The 16,116-nt window shown below is 69.9% G+C and carries 11 protein-coding genes; 7 read left to right on the forward strand and 4 right to left on the reverse strand.

All coding sequences use genetic code 11. The annotated features are described in order from the left end of the window. Positions 1–16: 16 nt before the first annotated feature. Positions 17–1,525, reverse strand: a complete 1,509-nt coding sequence (locus tag ACFOYW_RS15860; protein ID WP_390231057.1) for a serine/threonine-protein kinase — start codon at positions 1,523–1,525, stop codon at positions 17–19. Positions 1,526–1,619: 94 nt separating this feature from the next. Between ACFOYW_RS15860 and ACFOYW_RS15865 the strand changes: the two genes are divergently transcribed. Continuing rightward, positions 1,620–2,567 carry a phosphodiesterase gene (locus ACFOYW_RS15865; RefSeq protein ID WP_390231060.1) on the forward strand — a complete coding sequence of 316 codons (948 nt, stop codon included), beginning with the start codon at positions 1,620–1,622 and terminating at the stop codon, positions 2,565–2,567. 54 nt (positions 2,568–2,621) lie between these two features. On the opposite strand, the gene ACFOYW_RS15870 is transcribed toward ACFOYW_RS15865, so the two are convergent. Beyond that, positions 2,622–3,548 (reverse strand): SDR family NAD(P)-dependent oxidoreductase, encoded by a 927-nt coding sequence (locus ACFOYW_RS15870; RefSeq protein ID WP_390231063.1) that lies wholly within the window; start codon positions 3,546–3,548, stop codon positions 2,622–2,624. Positions 3,549–3,695: 147 nt separating this feature from the next. On the opposite strand from ACFOYW_RS15870, the gene ACFOYW_RS15875 reads away from it, so the two are divergent. Further along, positions 3,696–5,189, forward strand: coding sequence for an aldehyde dehydrogenase family protein (locus tag ACFOYW_RS15875; RefSeq protein WP_390231066.1), 1,494 nt, complete (start codon positions 3,696–3,698; stop codon positions 5,187–5,189). A 16-nt stretch (positions 5,190–5,205) separates the two neighbouring features. On the opposite strand, the gene ACFOYW_RS15880 is transcribed toward ACFOYW_RS15875, so the two are convergent. Next, positions 5,206–6,315, reverse strand: coding sequence for a 5-methyltetrahydropteroyltriglutamate--homocysteine S-methyltransferase (locus ACFOYW_RS15880; RefSeq protein ID WP_390231069.1), 1,110 nt, complete (start codon positions 6,313–6,315; stop codon positions 5,206–5,208). A gap of 9 nt (positions 6,316–6,324) precedes the next feature. Further along, entirely contained in the window at positions 6,325–7,044 is a 720-nt protein-coding gene (locus ACFOYW_RS15885; RefSeq protein ID WP_390231072.1) for a potassium channel family protein, read from the reverse strand. Between the two features lie 78 nt (positions 7,045–7,122). On the opposite strand from ACFOYW_RS15885, the gene ACFOYW_RS15890 reads away from it, so the two are divergent. The 5 genes from ACFOYW_RS15890 (at position 7,123) to pstC (ending at position 15,358) form a co-directional block, all read left to right on the forward strand. Continuing rightward, positions 7,123–7,749, forward strand: coding sequence for an MSMEG_4193 family putative phosphomutase (locus tag ACFOYW_RS15890; RefSeq protein ID WP_390231075.1), 627 nt, complete (start codon positions 7,123–7,125; stop codon positions 7,747–7,749). Next, positions 7,746–8,528, forward strand: coding sequence for an SCO1664 family protein (locus ACFOYW_RS15895; protein ID WP_390231078.1), 783 nt, complete (start codon positions 7,746–7,748; stop codon positions 8,526–8,528). The genes ACFOYW_RS15890 and ACFOYW_RS15895 overlap by 4 nt, the downstream gene beginning before the upstream one ends. A 384-nt stretch (positions 8,529–8,912) precedes the next feature. Continuing rightward, positions 8,913–11,126 carry a hypothetical protein gene (locus ACFOYW_RS15900; RefSeq protein WP_390231080.1) on the forward strand — a complete coding sequence of 738 codons (2,214 nt, stop codon included), beginning with the start codon at positions 8,913–8,915 and terminating at the stop codon, positions 11,124–11,126. A gap of 81 nt (positions 11,127–11,207) precedes the next feature. Continuing rightward, positions 11,208–14,318, forward strand: coding sequence for a hypothetical protein (locus tag ACFOYW_RS15905; RefSeq protein WP_390231083.1), 3,111 nt, complete (start codon positions 11,208–11,210; stop codon positions 14,316–14,318). Beyond that, entirely contained in the window at positions 14,315–15,358 is a 1,044-nt protein-coding gene (pstC, locus tag ACFOYW_RS15910; RefSeq protein WP_390231086.1) for a phosphate ABC transporter permease subunit PstC, read from the forward strand. The genes ACFOYW_RS15905 and pstC overlap by 4 nt, the downstream gene beginning before the upstream one ends. Positions 15,359–16,116 lie beyond the last annotated feature (758 nt).

The following is a 16,116-nucleotide window of genomic DNA, read 5'->3' on the forward strand; positions in this document are numbered from 1 at the left end:
CCGTTCCGCGGTAACGCTATCCGCCGGCTTTGCCGCCGCCGTGCCCCTTGTGCTGCCCGCTGTCGTGCGCCGCGCCGTGTCCTGCGCCCGGAACGCCCGGAGTGCTCGCCTGGGCGGGGCCGGCGCCTGGGGTCGGCGGGGTCGCCGTGGGGGCGGCGCCGGTTCCGCCCGCCGCTCCGCCACCGGCGGGTACGGTCGTCGGCGCGACAGGCGCCCGCTGAACCGCCGGGGTCTCGGCCGGCTGCGGCACGCGCGTCGTCACCGTGACGGTCGGCGCCGGGGTGGACACGGGGTGCGACGCCGGCGTCGGATCCGCGTCGGAGTCGCGATGCCCGGCGTTGAGGGAGAACGCGAGAACGGCCGCGCCGAGCAGCAGCGCGGCGAAGGCGCCGAGGAGGATCCCGCCCCGGCGGCGCGGGTGCCGAGCATCCGTCTCGTCGTCGCGCACGGTCGCGGGCGCTTCGTGCGGTGCGGGTCCGCCGACACGCACGCCGTCGGGAACCGTCACCGCTGCCTGGGCCACCGTCACGCCGGTGTCCGCCGCCGGCAGGTAGCGCGCGGTCGGACCAGTCGCCACCTCGGGGCCGGCCGGGTCGAAGTCCTCCGCCGCGAGACCGCCGGCCGCGAATGCGGCGGCGCTGAGATCGGGCGCAGTCATCGCAATCGTCGCGTCGTCCGCACCGGGCATGACCGGCACGCCCAGCTCGCTCGCGAGCGGCACGATCGCATCGGCCGTGGGCCGGTCATCCGGTTCGCGGGCCGTCATGGCCGCGAGCAGCGCACGCCACCCCTCGGGCAGTCCGGACGGAATCGACGGATCCGTGACCACGCGCGCGATCGCGGCCTCGACCGCGGGCCCCGGGAAGGCACGGACGCCCGTCACGCACTCCAGCACCACGAGGCCGAGCGCATAGATGTCCGCCGCGGGACCGACCGGCAGACCGCGCACCTGCTCAGGGCTCAGGTACGCCGCGGTGCCGAGCACCGTGCCGTCCGTCGTGATGCGCTCGGCGCCGACCAGCTGCGCAATGCCGAAATCGACGAGCTTCGTGCTGCCGTTCGACCGCTCGATAAGGATGTTCTCGGGCTTGAGGTCGCGGTGGACGATGCCCTGGCCGTGCAGATACGCGAGCGCTCCGGACAGCTCCCGCACCACGCGGCGGGCCAGCTCAGGGTCGGGCCCGGCGTGATCGATGCGGCGGCGCAGGGATTCGCCCTCGACGAGCTCCATCACGAGGAAGCCGGGGCGCGGTGCCGCGGTCGCGGTCGTCGGCCACTCCGCGTCGAAGAGCGTCACGAGGTGCGGGTGGTTCGACCCTGCGAGCAGGCGCACCTCACGCAGCCGTCGCGCCGCGTCATCGGAGCCGGCATCGCCCGCGGTGAACACTTTGACGGCGACAGTGCGCTCGAGCTTCTCGTCCCGGGCGCGGAAGACGGTCGCCATTCCGCCGCGGCCGATCGCCTCGCCGATTCGGTATCGCCCGGCGATGAGCGCGCCCGGATCGGAGCGCTCGGGTTCAGACATCCGTCACCTCCTCGCCAGCGACCAACCCTACGTCGTCGCGGCTGAGCGATCAGGGGCTGGTGATTGCGACGCCGATCTGCTGTGCTTGACGCGCATGAATCCGCTCTGGCCCTCTCAGTACCCGCGCCCGGAACAGCTGATCGTCCACCTCAGCGATACCCACTTCACCGCGGCCCGCTCGCCGATGTTCGGCATCGTCGATTCCGACGCGAACCTCGCCACCGCGCTGCGCGGGCTCACGGGTGCCGGCCTGCACCCGGACGCGATCGTCGTCACCGGCGATGTCGCCGACACCGGTGCTCCCGATGCGTACGACCGGGTCCGGGCGATGCTCGAGCCGGTCGCGGCAGAGCTCGGAGCCGAGCTCGTCTGGGTGATGGGCAACCACGACGTCCGCTCGAACTTCCGGCGCGGGCTGTTCGACGTTGAACCGGGAAGCGACGCGGCGGCCGACGCGCCGTACGACCGCGTCGTCGACCTCGACGGCTTGCGCCTCATCGCGCTGGACTCGAGCGTTCCCGGCTTCCACTACGGCGCACTCGACCCGGCACAGCTCGAGTGGCTCGCCGACGTGCTCTCGACCGCGGCGCCGCGTGGCACGCTCCTCGCGCTGCACCACCCGCCGATCCCGTCGCCCCAGCTGTTCGACGAGCTCATCGAGCTGCGCGACCAGGCGGCCCTCGAGGCGGTCGTGCGCGGCAGCGACGTGCGCGGGATCCTCGCGGGGCACCTGCACTACTCGACGCACTCCATGTTCGCCGGAGTGCCGGTCTCGGTGACGTCGGCGACCTGCTACACCAACGATCCGCTGTTCTCGCAGGCGGGGCTGCGCGCGCAGGCCGGCGGCCAGGCGTTCGATCTCGTGCACGTGTACGGCGATCGGATGCTGCACACGACGGTGCCGATCGGAGAGTGGCCGACCGTGTACGAGGTCACGGCCGCGCAGGCTGCGCAGCTCCTCCAGCTGCCCGAGGAGCAGCAGCAGGAGCTGGCGCGGCGCTACATCACCGTCGGGGAGCTCTCCGGGCCGCCGCAGCTCTGAACCGGGCGACGGCGCACGCCGCAATCACGGATGCCGCGGTCAGGGCTCGCGCGGTCAGGGCTCGAAGGTGAGGCCCGTCCAGGTCTCCGACAGCTGCCACAGCTCCTGCCCGAACGCCGGGCTCGCGCTGACCCCACGCGGGCGCTTCAGCACGGCGGGGCCGCGCATGCCGTGCTCGGGGCCGAACAGCTCGCTGCCCGACGCCGCCGGATCGGTCAGCGCACGTACGAGGGGCATCGCGCCGTGGTTCTTGCCCTGCGCCACGCCGGCGAGCAGGCGCTCGTAGGTCGGCGGGTGCGGGGGCGTCACGCCGGCACGCGCCGCCGTGAGCCCATCGGCGGCGTAGCCGGGATGCGCCGCGAGCGCGATCGACGACGAGCCGGCGGCGTGGAGTCGGCGATCGAGCTCCCAGGCGAAAGCCTGGACAGCGTGCTTCGACAGCGCGTACGCGCGGAAGCGGGCATAGCGTCGCTCGCTGTTCAGATCATCCGTCGATGCGGGGACGAGGGTCGTCGCACTGCTCGTGACCGCCGCCCATCGGCTGCCCGACGTGCGCGCGAGCGCCGGCCATGCCGTCGCGGCGAGGGCGAAGTGCCCCAGGTGGTTCGTGCCGAACGTGACCTCGAACCCGTCGACCGTGGTCGCGCGGCTCGCAGGGCCCCAGGTCACGGCGCCGTTCGCGGCGACGCCGTCGAGCCGCGGCCATTCGGCGATGCGCTCCCCCGCGGCGCGAACCGAGCTGAGGGACGCCAGGTCGAGTTCGAGCACCTCGACCTCTGCGCCGTCGATGCGATGCGTGATCGCGTCGACCGCACGCCGAGCTCGCTGCGCATCGCGCGCTGCGATCACCACGCGCGCCCCGGCACCGGCGAGCTGCTCCGCGGCGAAGTAGCCGATCCCCCGGCTGCCGCCCGTGACGAGGAACACCTTCCCGCTCTGCTCGGGCAGCCGTCTCGGGTCCCAGCCGTCGTGTGCGGGCATCCGCTCTCTTCTCGTTCGTGTGCGCAACGTGCTCTCGCACTCATCACAGCGCCTTGCGGGCGCACCACGCAAGCCGGCCGCGTGCATCTGGGACGCGCACGGAGGGCCCACAATGTGAGTGTCATTCACAGAGAGGTGGACACCCCGATGACCGATACATCCACGCAGACCGCCGTACGGACCGGCCTCTTCATCGGAGGCGAAGAGCGCTTCACCGACGACGTGCTGCGCATCGCCGACCCCGGCAAACCCGGCCGCACCGTCGGGGAGGCGGCCGCGGCATCGCCGCAGGACGCACGCGACGCGATCGCCGCCGCGAAGGCCGCGTTCCCCGCCTGGTCCGCCATGAGCGCGACCGAGCGCGCAGCGCAGATGACGGCCGCGATCGCGGGAATCGCCGACGACCGCGACACGGATGCCGCGATCCTCAGCCAGGAGAACGGCAAGGTCGTCTTCGAGGCCTGGGTCGACGCGCTCGTGTTCGAGCTGCGCTGGAACCTCGCGCTGTCCATCGCCGACCAGGTCGAAGCGGTCACGACCCTGCCGACGGCCCCCGGCATCCCCGTGACGACGGAGATCCACCACCAGGCTCTCGGCGTTGTGACCGCCATCGTGCCGTTCAACTGGCCCATCGCGATCCTCGGCGCCTCGCTTCCGCACGCACTGCTCGCCGGCAACACCGCGATCGTGAAGCCGCCGCCCACCGCGCCGCTCGCGACCGCGCGCGTCGTACAGCGCATCGCCAGGAAGCTGCCGCCCGGTGTGCTCAACGTCGTCACGGGCCACGACGCCGACGTCTCGGACCTGATCCAGAGCCCCGACGTCGCCAAGGTGACCTTCACCGGCAGTGTGCGCGGAGGAAAGAAGATCCAGGAGCTCGCGTCGGGCTCGCTCACCCGTGTCACGCTCGAACTGGGCGGCAACGACCCCGCCGTGATCCTCGAGGACGCGACACTCGACGACACGCAGCTCGACCGGCTCTACGCCGCGATCTACGACACGACCGGCCAGATCTGCATGAACGCCAAGCGGGTGTACGTGCACCGCTCCCGCGTCGACGAGGTCGTCGACGGGCTCGCCGCGCGCCTCGGCAAGGCGGTCATCGGCTACGGCCTCGACCAGGGCACGACCATGGGGCCGCTCCATTCCCCCGCGCAGAAGTCGTTCGTCGAGGACCTCATCGCCGAGGCCAAGGCGTCCGGCGCCGACGTTCGCGAGTTCGGCGAACTGCCCGGCGGCGAACTCGCGGGCGGAAACTTCCTGCGCCCGGCGATCGTCGTCGATCCCGACCCGTCCCTACGCGTCGTGACCGAGGAGCAGTTCGGACCGGTGATCCCCGTGCTGCCCTTCGACGATGACGAGGGTGCGATCGCCGCCGCGAACGACACCTGGGCCGGTCTCGGCGGCTCTGTGTGGTCGGGCGACCTGGACCACGCCAAACGCGTGGCGGCGCGCATCGAGTCCGGATACGTCTGGATCAACGACCACGGCGCGACCCGCCTCGACCTGCGTGCGCCGTTCGGCGGTGTGAAGCAGTCCGGCTACGGTCGCGAACAGGGCATCGAGGGCGTCCGCGACTTCCAGGACACCCGCTCGATCGCGGTGCTCGACGAGGAGGCGCTCGCCGCTCAGCAGCACTAGGCGGTCTGCGTGAGCCTCAAGCCCAGGCATCCCCCGCGATCGCGACGACCTCGCGGACCTTCGCCCACTGCTCGTCCTCGGTGAGGGTGTTGCCCTCTTCCGTCGAGGCGAAGCCGCACTGGGGGCTGAGCGCAAGCTGCTCACGAGGAGCGAAAGCGGCGGCCTCGTCGATGCGGCGCTTCACAGCATCCGTATCTTCGAGTTCGCCGCTCTTCGACGTGATGAGGCCGAGCACGACCGTCTTGTCGCCCTCGGGCAGGAACCGCAGCGGCTCGAAGCCGCCCGCGCGCTCCGAGTCGTACTCAAGGAAGTAGCCGTCGTACGCCGTGTTGCCGAGCAGCTGCTCGGCGACCGGCTCGTAGCCGCCCGACGCTATCCACGTGGAGCGGAAGTTGCCACGGCACACGTGGGTCGTGACGACCAGGTCGTCGGGCTTGCCGGCGAGCGCGTCGTTGACGAGCTTGGCGTAGCGCTCGGCGAGACCCTCCGTGCGGATGCCTCGCTCGGCGGCCTTGTCGAGCTCGACCTGCGAGCACAGGTAGGCCCACGCGGTGTCGTCGAACTGGAGATACCGGCACCCCGCGTCGTAGAAGGCGCGCACGGCATCGCGGTACGCGGCCGCCAGATCGTCGAATGCGTCTTCGTGGTCGGCGTAGGCGTCGGTCGTGACGGCGTCGGGGTCGAGCCGGAAGTGCAGCACCGTCGGCGCCGGGATCGTCATCTTCGACACCACGCCCGCGGGTGCGTGGTCGCGCACGAACGCGAAGTGGCGGAGCATCGGGTGCTCAGACGTGAAGCGGATGCGGTCAGTGACGCGCAGCACCTTGTTCTTCGTCGTGACGCCCGTGAACTGGATGCCGTGATCGGAATTGACGACCGACACGCCGTCGAGGCCGTCGAAGAAGTCGTAGTGCCACCACGCGCGCCGGAACTCGCCGTCGGTCACGGACTGCAGCCCGGCCGCCTGCTGTTTCGCCATCACGTCGACGATCGCCGCGTCTTCGACGGCGCGCAGACCCTCATCGTCGAGGGCGCCCGCCTCATGATCGGCGCGAGCCTGCTTGACGCTCTGCGGCCGAAGGAAACTTCCGACGTGATCGGCTCTAAAAGGGGGATTGACGCTCACGCCAACACGTTAGCCGCTTTCGTCCGTCGAGCGGCGCTCGAGCTCGAGCCGCAGGGCGCGGATCTCGTCGCGCAGCTCCTGCAGCTCGAGGGCCGTCACCACCTGGGTCTCGGCCTCGTCGTCTTCCACGACGCGCTCGACGATCCAGGAGGCGAGCGTCGCACTCACGACACCGATCAGCGCGACGCCGCCGAACATCACGCACACTGCGATGAGCTTGCCCGTCGCGGTCACGGGCGTGTAGTCGCCGTAGCCGGTCGTGGTGATCGTCACGACCGACCACCACAGCGCCTGCCAGATGGTCTTGATGTGCCCGCGGGCCTGTTCCGCGTTGAGCTCGGCGAGCGCCGAGACGTAGATCAGCAGCAGGCCGGCGCCGATCGCATACGCGATGACCCGGCCTCGCAGTGCCGTGCCGGTGCGCCGCTGCAGCACCGTGAAGGCGGCGGCGACGCGCAGCAGGCGCAGCGGCCGGAGCACCGGGAGCGCCACGATCGCGAGGTCGATGAGGTGCGTATAGAACCAGCGCCACCTGGGCTGCGCGAGCACCAGCGACACGACGTAGTCGATCGCGAAAGCCGACCAGCTGACCCACTCGATGGTCTCCGACACCCGCTCGGCCGCGCCGTGCAGCTGGCCGATGACCTCCCACGAGTACGCGACGAGGAAGAGGACCGCCAGCCCCGCCAGCGGCCAGTCCGTCCAGCGCCGCCAGGTCGCCTGCGTCATGGCGCGACTCTAGCGCGACCCCATAAGACGGCCGGGGAAGCCGGGCCTCCGGCATGCCACTGTGCTTAGGCTGGCCCCATGTCCACGGTCCTGCTCGTCCGTCACGGCCGCACCGCGGCCAATGCGCGCGGCGTGCTGGCCGGGCGCACGGCGGGCGTCGCGCTCGACGAGGTGGGTCGCCAGCAGGTGGCGCGCACGGCCGAGCGCCTCGCCTCGATCGACCTCGCGGCTGTCGTGTCGAGCCCGCTGCAGCGGTGCCGTCAGACCGCGCGGGCGATCGTCGAGCGACAGTCCGGCGCCCCGGCGACACCCATCGACCGCGGACTCACCGAGGCCGACTACGGCGAGTGGCAGGGCCGGGCGCTCACCGAGCTCGCGCGCGAGTCGCTCTGGTCGGCGGTGCAGAACCAGCCCTCGACCGCGGTGTTCCCCGGCGGCGAGTCGATGGCGGCGATGCAGGCCCGTGCGCTCGCCGCGGTTCATCGCTACGACGTGCTGTTCGGCCCCGATGCGGTCTGGGCCGCGGTCACTCACGCGGACATCATCAAATCGGTGCTGGCGGACGCCCGGGGCATGCACTTCGATCAGTTCCAGCGGATCGCCGTCGCGCCGGCATCCGTCTCGATCGTCCGCTACGACGAGGGCGGCGCGCAGCTGATCGCCGATGCCGAGCTCGAAACGCTGTCGACGCCGGGCCGCCGATGACCGAACCCGGCGGCTACTGCGGCGAAGCGCTCCACGGCGAGCTCGAGCTCATCTCGCGGGTGCCGTCGGCCTCCAACGCGGTGTTCTACGCGACGATCGGCGACACCCCCGTCGTGTACAAACCGAGCGCCGGCGAGCAGTGGCTCTGGGACTTTCCCGACGGCGACCTGGCGCGGCGCGAGGTCGCGGCGTACCTCGTGTCCGAGGCGTTCGGCTGGGGAATCGTGCCACCCACCTGGATCGGGGACGGACCGTTCGGCGAGGGCATGGTGCAGCTGTGGCGCGAGCCGGTGCGGGCGTTCCCGGCCGTCGATCTCGTGGCGACCAACGCCACTGCCGCCGACGGCTTCCGGCGGGTGTTCGAGGTGATCGGCGACCCCGACTTCCCGGTTGCGATCGTGCATGAGGATTCCGCGGCGCTGCGTCGGATCGCCGTGTTCGACGCCGTGATCAACAATGCGGATCGCAAGGGCGGCCACATCCTCGAGATGCCGGATGGCCATCGCCACGGCATCGATCACGGGCTCACCTTCCACGTCGACGACAAGCTGCGCACGGTGCTGTGGGGCTGGGCCGGCGAACAGCTGACGGATGCCGAGCTCGACGGTGTCGCGCAGGTCAGGGCTGCGCTGACCGGTCCGCTCGGCGCGCACCTCGTCGAACTGCTGAGCCCCGACGAGCTCGAGCTCTTCGATCTGCGCTGCGAGCTGCTGCTCGCGGAAGCCCGATTCCCGACCCCGGTGCGACGGTTCCACACCGTGCCGTGGCCCCTGTTGTAGCCCCGCGCCATGGTCATCTTTATCTGACACATAGCTTGAGCACAGCTCACTTAGGGCGGTGTTCAGGCAACCGCGCACAGTACCCCCCTTTCGGGGATGTCCGCATCATCCGACAGCCCGCGTTCAGGCTGCGTTCACTCTGGGGCGCGCCGTGTTCACGTTCCGTGGGCATGTTTACCGCGGCGCACGACCGCAACCCGAACCCGAATCATTGCGTCGTTACCAATCACCAGAGAGTCGTGCGCGTACCGGTATGTGGCGTCCTGCCCTGAGCCGGGGGCTCCATCACCGTCGAACGGACACCTCCGGGAGGCGGTAATCGCCGTGCTCGACATTCGTCGACCGGTATCAGTCAGGGCATTCACGAGAGGAAATCGCTGAATAATGTCCAGCCGTTCATTTAAGAGGGCGCTCATCGCCGGTGTCGCATGCACCGCGACGATTGCGGGCGTCGGCGCCTTCGGCGCGGGCGCTGCCTTCGCTGACCCGACCGGTACGACCACCGGTACGGTATCCACCGCACCGAAGGCCGAGTACGTCGCCGTCGGTTCCGACACCATCCAGTCCCTCTACGACGGGTTCGCCGACGGGTACACCAACGGGGCGGGCAAGCAGGTGGCACCGATCCTCGGCGCCAACGGCATCGCCTCGTGGCTCGCCACGGGCAGCAACACGATCGTCCCCTCGAACGGCAACGTCGCCACGGGTGCCAACGCGATCGGACGCCCCGCGAACTCGGGTGACGGCCGCGCCGCTCTCTCCGCCGCGTGGAACACGAAGGACGACGGCTGGACGCAGACGGTCAACAACGTCCCCACGACGTACACGGTGACCCCGCACAGCATCGACATCGCGCGGTCGTCGGGCAAGCCCAGCACGATCGTCAACCCGGGCGACCAGCAGGACAACCTCACCTCGATCCCGCTCGCTCGCGACGCGGTCTCCGTGGTGATCAATGACGAGCCGACCCTCGACGGCGTGATCTCGGCCAGCACCATCGCGGCGATCTACAACGCGCCCGACAACACGAGCAAGGGCGTCAACGGACCCAACTTCGCCGACGGCGACTACCAGCAGACCACGGGCGTCAACACGGCCGGCGACGTGCGGAACACGGCCGCTGCCGGTCAGACCCCGGTCGAGCAGGTCTTCGACGGCACCAACTGGATCACCGTGCACCCGTACCTGCCGTTCAACGCTGGATCGGGCACCCGTCAGTTCTTCCAGACCGCGATCGGCTCGACGAAGACGGCTGCTCCCGGCACCGGCCTCAACTCGGGCATCACCATGACCGACGGCAGCGGCAACCCGATCATCGAGAACACCGGCGCGATCGCCGCCAACCCGGGCGACATCGCCCCGTTCTCGGCGGCCCAGTGGATCGCTCAGCACAACGGCACCGCCCCGAACACGGTCACGGACACCAACGTGGTGATCGTGCCGATCCAGACGGGGACGGCCAGCCCCGCCCTCACCGCCGTCACGGGCCAGGCGCCGCACCTCCAGCCGGGCACCCTCTTCGGCGACACCACGGCACCGGCCGCGGGCGGCTTCGGCATCTTCGACCGCGACGTCTACTCGGTCGCGGCGACGACTGACCTGGCGGCGACGCCGGCTCTGTCGACCCTGCTGTCGGTGACGCTGCCCAGCGCGCCTGCGGTCAGCGACTACGGCTTCGACCCGATCCCCGCGGTCTCGGCGAACTCGGCCAACTGGCTGCACTCGCCGTTCGAGAACTCCGCCGCGACGCCGGCGACTCAGACCACGAGCACCAGCGTCACCGTCTCAGGCGTCTCCGCGACCACGGTCTCCCTCAAGGCCACCGTCACCGCCCCGACCGGCTTCTCGGTCCCGGCCGGCGACACCGTGACCTTCAAGAACGGCTCGACCACGCTCGGCACCGCGAAGACCTCCGCCGCGGGCACCGCGACGCTCTCGTTCTCGGCCAAGACCGGTTCGCAGAACTTCAGCTTCACGGCCACCTATGCGGGCCACACGGCTGACGCCCCTGCCCCGTTCGCGGCGTCGACGAGCTCCACGCTGAGCTACGCCGCGTACATCGTGCCGCAGGACACGCTGAGCAGCGTCAAGATCTCGGGCACCGCCCGCGTCGGCAGCGTCCTGACGCCGTCGGTCTCGGGTCAGGTCTCCGGCTCGAGCCTGTCCTACCAGTGGAAGACGGGCTCGACCCTGCTCACCACCGCGTCGAAGCTCACCGTTCCCGCCTCGGCGTACAAGAAGACGATCACCCTGACCGTCATCTCCGAGAAGGCCGGCTACATCAACAGCGCCGCGAAGACGTCCAGCGCCACGGGCACCGTGAGCGCCGGCGTCCTCAGCGCCCCGACCCCGCGCATCAGCGGCACCACCACCGTCGGCAAGACGCTCACGGCCGTCACCGGCACGTGGACCTCTGGCACGTCGCTGCACTACCAGTGGAAGGCCAACGGCGCATCGATCAAGGGCGCGACAGCCCACACCTTCAAGCTGACCTCGTCGCAGGCCGGCAAGAAGATCACCGTCACCGTGACCGGCACCAAGACCGACTACACCACGGTGGCCAAGACGAGTGCCTCGACGAAGGCCGTCGCCAAGTAACACCCGCTACACGGGCACTGCCGGTCGATTCGACCGGCAGTGCCCGCCCCCGTTCGACCCCACCCGAAAGACCCGCCGTCTATGGCCTCGCGCCTTCTACCCCGACGCCCGCGCACGCTCGCACGCACGCTCTATGCGGCCAGCGCGGTCCTGCTCGCCGGCAGCCTCGCCGCCCTCGGGACCTTCCTGCCGTCGCGAGCATCGACCCCCGGGAGCGACTGGAGCGCGAACGGGGTGATGGCTCCGACGGATTCAGCTGTCACGGTGAACTGGAACAACGGCGGCACCACACCGACTGCCGACCAGGTGGCCCGCGACGGCACGCAGAAGCTCCCCCACACCGACGGCAAGACATACGACGACGTTCCGGCTGCCGTCCGCACGACGGTGGCCAATGACTTCGGTGGGCTCCAGCTCACTGTGTCTCAGACCACGGGTCTGCGGCACCAGGGGGTGAACCTCACCGTGACGGGAGCCGCCTCCGGCAGCGGCCAGCAGCCCGACAGCCTGCTCGTCATGCAGTGCTGGGGCACCGCCACCGAGACGGCCCCGGACCCGGAAGACTGCCAGGACGGCGTCGGCACAGTCGACGGCGGCTCATACGTGCAGCGCGGCTTCAGCGTCGCCGACAACGCCTCGGGGCTCGTCACAGGCACCGACCTCAAGGCCGAGACGGGCGTGAACCTCTACGGCCAACTCAACGGCGACGACTTCGACTTCACCGCGGCCGTGACCGCGAACGTCTTCGTGCCGAGTGGGCACCAGAACCTCGCGACGGGCGCGAAGGGCACCGTCGAGGTCCTCGACCCCAACCTGAAGGTCGTCGCGAAAGCCACCCCGGTCGACGGCATCGCGAAGCTCACCCTTCCGAACCCCCCGGACGACCTCGGGCAGTACACCGCCGAATACATTGCGACGCCGAGCGAGAACTTCTCCTCGTCGGCGCGCAGTGCGCCCGCCGTCGACCTGGCGTATCAGCCGTCGAGCGCACCGGGCATCGGCGCCAACAGCCCGTCACTGGCCGCCACCGTGCCCTTCACCGCCGTCAACAACACCGCCACCGTTCCGGCGAGCTCGATCGGCACGTATTTCACGAGCACGACCACCAATGAAGTCGGGGCGCTGACGCTGCCGTCCTCCGCCCAGGGAACATCCTCCCGCACGTTCGAGATGCAAACCGGCGCAGAGTCGCCTGGGCTCGGCTGCGGCAAGACGGGCGAGGCACCCAGCACGGACACCTGCTGGCTCGTCGCGATTCCGATGGACGATGCGCTGCCGCCGAGCTATCAGCTCGGCATCGCGAGCCCGCTGACCCCCTCGCTCTGGGCCCAGCGGCTTCAGGTGCGCCTCGGGTTCGCGCCCGTGTCGACGTATTGCTCGGGTGGCAGCCACGCATTCTCGATCGGCTCGGAGCTGCTGTCGGACGCCATGAACTCATGGATCCCCGCGATGTGCTCGAACAACGGCGTCGACCTCGACTACGTGCAGACCACAGACACCCAGGCGAGGACGCAGTACGCGTCCAAGAGCACCAGCCTGATCTTCACCTCCACGCCGATCAGCGACTCCGGTGGGACCAGCACTCTTTACGCGCCCGCCGGACTGAGCGCGCTCACGATCTCCGTGCTGTCGGTCGATGGGAACACCCGAACGCCGGTCACTGGCATCCGTCTCAGCGCGAGACTCGTCGCGAAGCTTCTCACCGAGAGCTACCAGAACGCCGTCGACCCCGGTAACCCGCTCCCCGCGACGGACACGCCCTGGTATTCGAAAATGCCCGCATCGCTTGCCAGCGACCCCGAGTTCCAGAAGCTGAACCCGCAATTACCGAGCAATGCGGCACTCGCCGAATCCGATCTGATCGTGACGGTCGCGGGCACGGATGCCACGAGCGCGCTCTGGAGCTGGATCTGGAACGACCCCGACGCGAAGTCGTTCCTCAGCGGATGCCCCGACGACGCTTCCGTGGTCAACGGTGAGGCCAGCACGGTGAACCCCTTCTACTCCGCCCGCAGCTACATCGACTGCGCGGGCGACGCACCGGCCTCCACAACCCTCGACGCGACCACCCAGGACGAGATCAGCCCGAAATCGGCCTCGAACCCAGACGGCACCGTGCTGCCGAGCAGCTTCGTGTATTCGAAGCCGAGCTATCCGCCGAACGCGCAGGCGTTCCCACAGCCGGGGTACTACGAGCGGCCTGCGCCGTCGTCGGTGGCTGCTGAGGGCGCCAGCCCGCTGACGCTTGCCGACCTGCACCCGCGCGAGGGCACGATGGCGGCGGTTGCGAGCGACGTGCTGCGCGGGCAGGAGAAGACCCTGAGCGTCTTCTGCACCGACGGCTCGGCGTGCCCCGGCACCGTCATCATTCCGCCGGGTGTGTGGATCAACGGGGCGGCACCGAACTACGGCTCGGGCGTGATGGGCGTGACAGACGGCACCGCCGCGGCATCCGATCTGCTGCCGACCGCGCTGCTGTGCGATGACGCCGGCGACACGTGTGTCGGGGCCGACAACGACTCCCTGCAGGCCGCTGCGGCGCACTTCGTACCGTCGACGACGGACGCGCACTTCATGCAGGCGCCCAGCACGCCGGCCTGGTCGGACGGCGCGTATCCGCTCACCATTCCGGTGTACGCCGAGATCGACACGGCAGGGCTGGGTGCGACGGATGCGTCGAACTACGCGGCCGTGCTGAGTTATCTCTCCGGCACCGGCCAGCAGCAGGGTTACGACATCGGCAACCTTCCGCCCGGCATGGCCCCGCTGACGTCCGCGCTGCTTGCGCAGGACGCGAGAGCGATCGCGACGCTCAAGGCGATCAAGCCGGGCGCCCCGGCGTCGACGTCGAGCAGCAGCGCCGCGCCGAGCGCTCCCAGCTCCGCGATCGGACCCGGCGGAGGCACCGGACCGACGACCCAGCCGGCCGGCACGCCTGACGTCCCCGGGTCGAACCAGGTGCCTCCGGTCAACAATCCACCAGCCGCGGTCTCACCTTCGGGCGGCGGCGGCCAAACGAGCCGCCCCGGCCCGACGCCCAGCACGACGCCTCCCGCGACCGCCACCGCAGCAGTGACACCGGCCGCAGCCATCGGGCCGCTGCCGGCAGTCGTCGGATCCGGCCTCGCCGGGTCGCTCGTCTGCGGCATCGCCGCGCCCATCGTCGGCCGACGCAGGAAGGCGGGGCAATGACCGCGATCGAACCGGAGCGCCCCACCGCGCTCCCGCAGTACCCCGCGGAGGGCAGTGATGACGCGAGACCGCGCCTGCTCACCCAAGCGCTCGAACGGGTCGACCACACGTTCCGGGCAGTCGTGACCGGCAGCGGCACTCTCGTCCTCATGATCATGGGGCTCGTCGCGGTGTTCCTGACCGTGCGCTCCATTCAGGCGCTTGACACCGAGGGCATCGGCAAGTTCATCGTCACGCAGGACTGGTCGCCGGAGACACGAGATTTCGGCATCGCCGCGGTGCTGACGGGCACAGTGCTGATCGCACTCGTCGCGCTCTTCGTCGCCTTCCCGCTCGCGATCGCGACCGCGCTGTTCATCACTCAGCTCGCCGGCGACCGGGGCTCGCGTCTGCTCACCACCGTCGTCGACCTGATGGCCGCGGTGCCGTCGGTCGTGTACGGCATCTGGGGTCTCTCGTTCCTTGAGCCCGCCGTCGTCCCGTTCGCCCACTGGCTGTCGGTCTGGTTCGGCTGGATTCCGATCTTCGACGTGCCGAACCCCGACGCGAGCAATCCCCTGCCGAACGATGCGCTGTACACGTCGTCGACGTTCATCGCCGGCCTCGTCGTCGGTCTCATGATCGTGCCGATCATGACCTCGATCATGCGCGAGTCGTTCGCACGCGCCCCGCAGGGTGAGCGGGAGGGCGCCTTCGCGCTCGGATCCACCCGCTGGGGCATGATCCGCACGGTCGTGCTGCCCTTCGGGCGCGGCGGCATCATCGGCGGAACCATGCTCGGCATGGGCCGCGCCCTCGGCGAGACGATCGCGATCTACCTGATCATCAGCCCGATCTTCTCGTTCAACTTCCACATCCTGTCCCGCGGCGCCAACTCGATCGCGGCACTCATCGCGCTGCGTTACGGCGAGGCGAGCGGCGTGACTCTGAGCGCCCTGATGGCAGCCGGCCTGTCTCTGTTCGTCCTGACCATGATCGTGAACTTCACCGCGTCGGCGATCATCGCCCGCTCGCGGTCCGGCGCGGACAGCGAGGCGTGAGAATGGCTGACACCGTGATCCTGCCGACGGTCGCCGAGCCGGACGCCGGCGCACCGCGCACTTACCTGCCCCGACTCGAACTGCCCGAGCAGGCCGAGGAGCCGGCGCGCGTGCGCGTCGGAGCGTCCCTCGACGATCGCTTCACGATCCTCGGCGCCGCCGCCGCCGGACTCGGCATGGGCGTGCTGCTCGCGGGAGTGCTCGGCATCATCGGCTGGGGCTGGGTGCCGATCGTCTCGTTCGCGTGGTTCATCGGCATCTACGCGAGCCTGACCTTCCTCAGCCACTCCGGCCCGGCCGTCACCGACCGGTTCTGGACCGTGCTGCTGCGCTCGGCCGCAGTAGTGGTCGTCGGCGCGCTCGGTATCGTCGTCGTCTACACGCTGCTGCGCGGCTGGCCGGTGCTGAAGGATGCCTTCAGCTTCGCCCCCCACAAGAATCCGCTGCACTTCCTCATCACGGACATGAGCGGTGTCGGACCGCTGTCGGGCATCGACATCGGGGGCATCTTCTATGCGATCGTGGGGACACTCGAGCAAATCGGCATCGCGCTCATCATCACGGTGCCGCTCGGCATCGCGTGCGCGATCTTCCTCGCGATCGTGGGGGGCCGATACGCGCGAGTCGTGCGCACCGTGGTCGAGGCGATGACGGCCCTGCCCTCGGTGGTCGCCGGTCTGTTCATCTATGCGGTCATCATCCTGACCTTCACCCACCAGGANCCACCAGGACAACGGCTTCGCGGCCGCGCTGGCGAT

It is taken from the genome of Gryllotalpicola reticulitermitis, from assembly GCF_042651345.1.
Classification (GTDB): Bacteria; Actinomycetota; Actinomycetes; order Actinomycetales; family Microbacteriaceae; genus Gryllotalpicola; species Gryllotalpicola reticulitermitis.

Excerpts from the sequence above, each read along its gene's own strand:
- ACFOYW_RS15870 (WP_390231063.1), bottom strand. The coding sequence starts at position 3,548 with ATGCCCGCACACGACGGCTGGGACCCGAGACGGCTGCCCGAGCAGAGC.
- ACFOYW_RS15875 (WP_390231066.1), top strand. The coding sequence starts at position 3,696 with ATGACCGATACATCCACGCAGACCGCCGTACGGACCGGCCTCTTCATC.
- ACFOYW_RS15885 (WP_390231072.1), bottom strand. The coding sequence starts at position 7,044 with ATGACGCAGGCGACCTGGCGGCGCTGGACGGACTGGCCGCTGGCGGGG.
- ACFOYW_RS15865 (WP_390231060.1), top strand. The coding sequence starts at position 1,620 with ATGAATCCGCTCTGGCCCTCTCAGTACCCGCGCCCGGAACAGCTGATC.
- ACFOYW_RS15890 (WP_390231075.1), top strand. The coding sequence starts at position 7,123 with ATGTCCACGGTCCTGCTCGTCCGTCACGGCCGCACCGCGGCCAATGCG.
- ACFOYW_RS15905 (WP_390231083.1), top strand. The coding sequence starts at position 11,208 with ATGGCCTCGCGCCTTCTACCCCGACGCCCGCGCACGCTCGCACGCACG.
- pstC (WP_390231086.1), top strand. The coding sequence starts at position 14,315 with ATGACCGCGATCGAACCGGAGCGCCCCACCGCGCTCCCGCAGTACCCC.
- ACFOYW_RS15895 (WP_390231078.1), top strand. The coding sequence starts at position 7,746 with ATGACCGAACCCGGCGGCTACTGCGGCGAAGCGCTCCACGGCGAGCTC.
- ACFOYW_RS15900 (WP_390231080.1), top strand. The coding sequence starts at position 8,913 with ATGTCCAGCCGTTCATTTAAGAGGGCGCTCATCGCCGGTGTCGCATGC.
- ACFOYW_RS15860 (WP_390231057.1), bottom strand. The coding sequence starts at position 1,525 with ATGTCTGAACCCGAGCGCTCCGATCCGGGCGCGCTCATCGCCGGGCGA.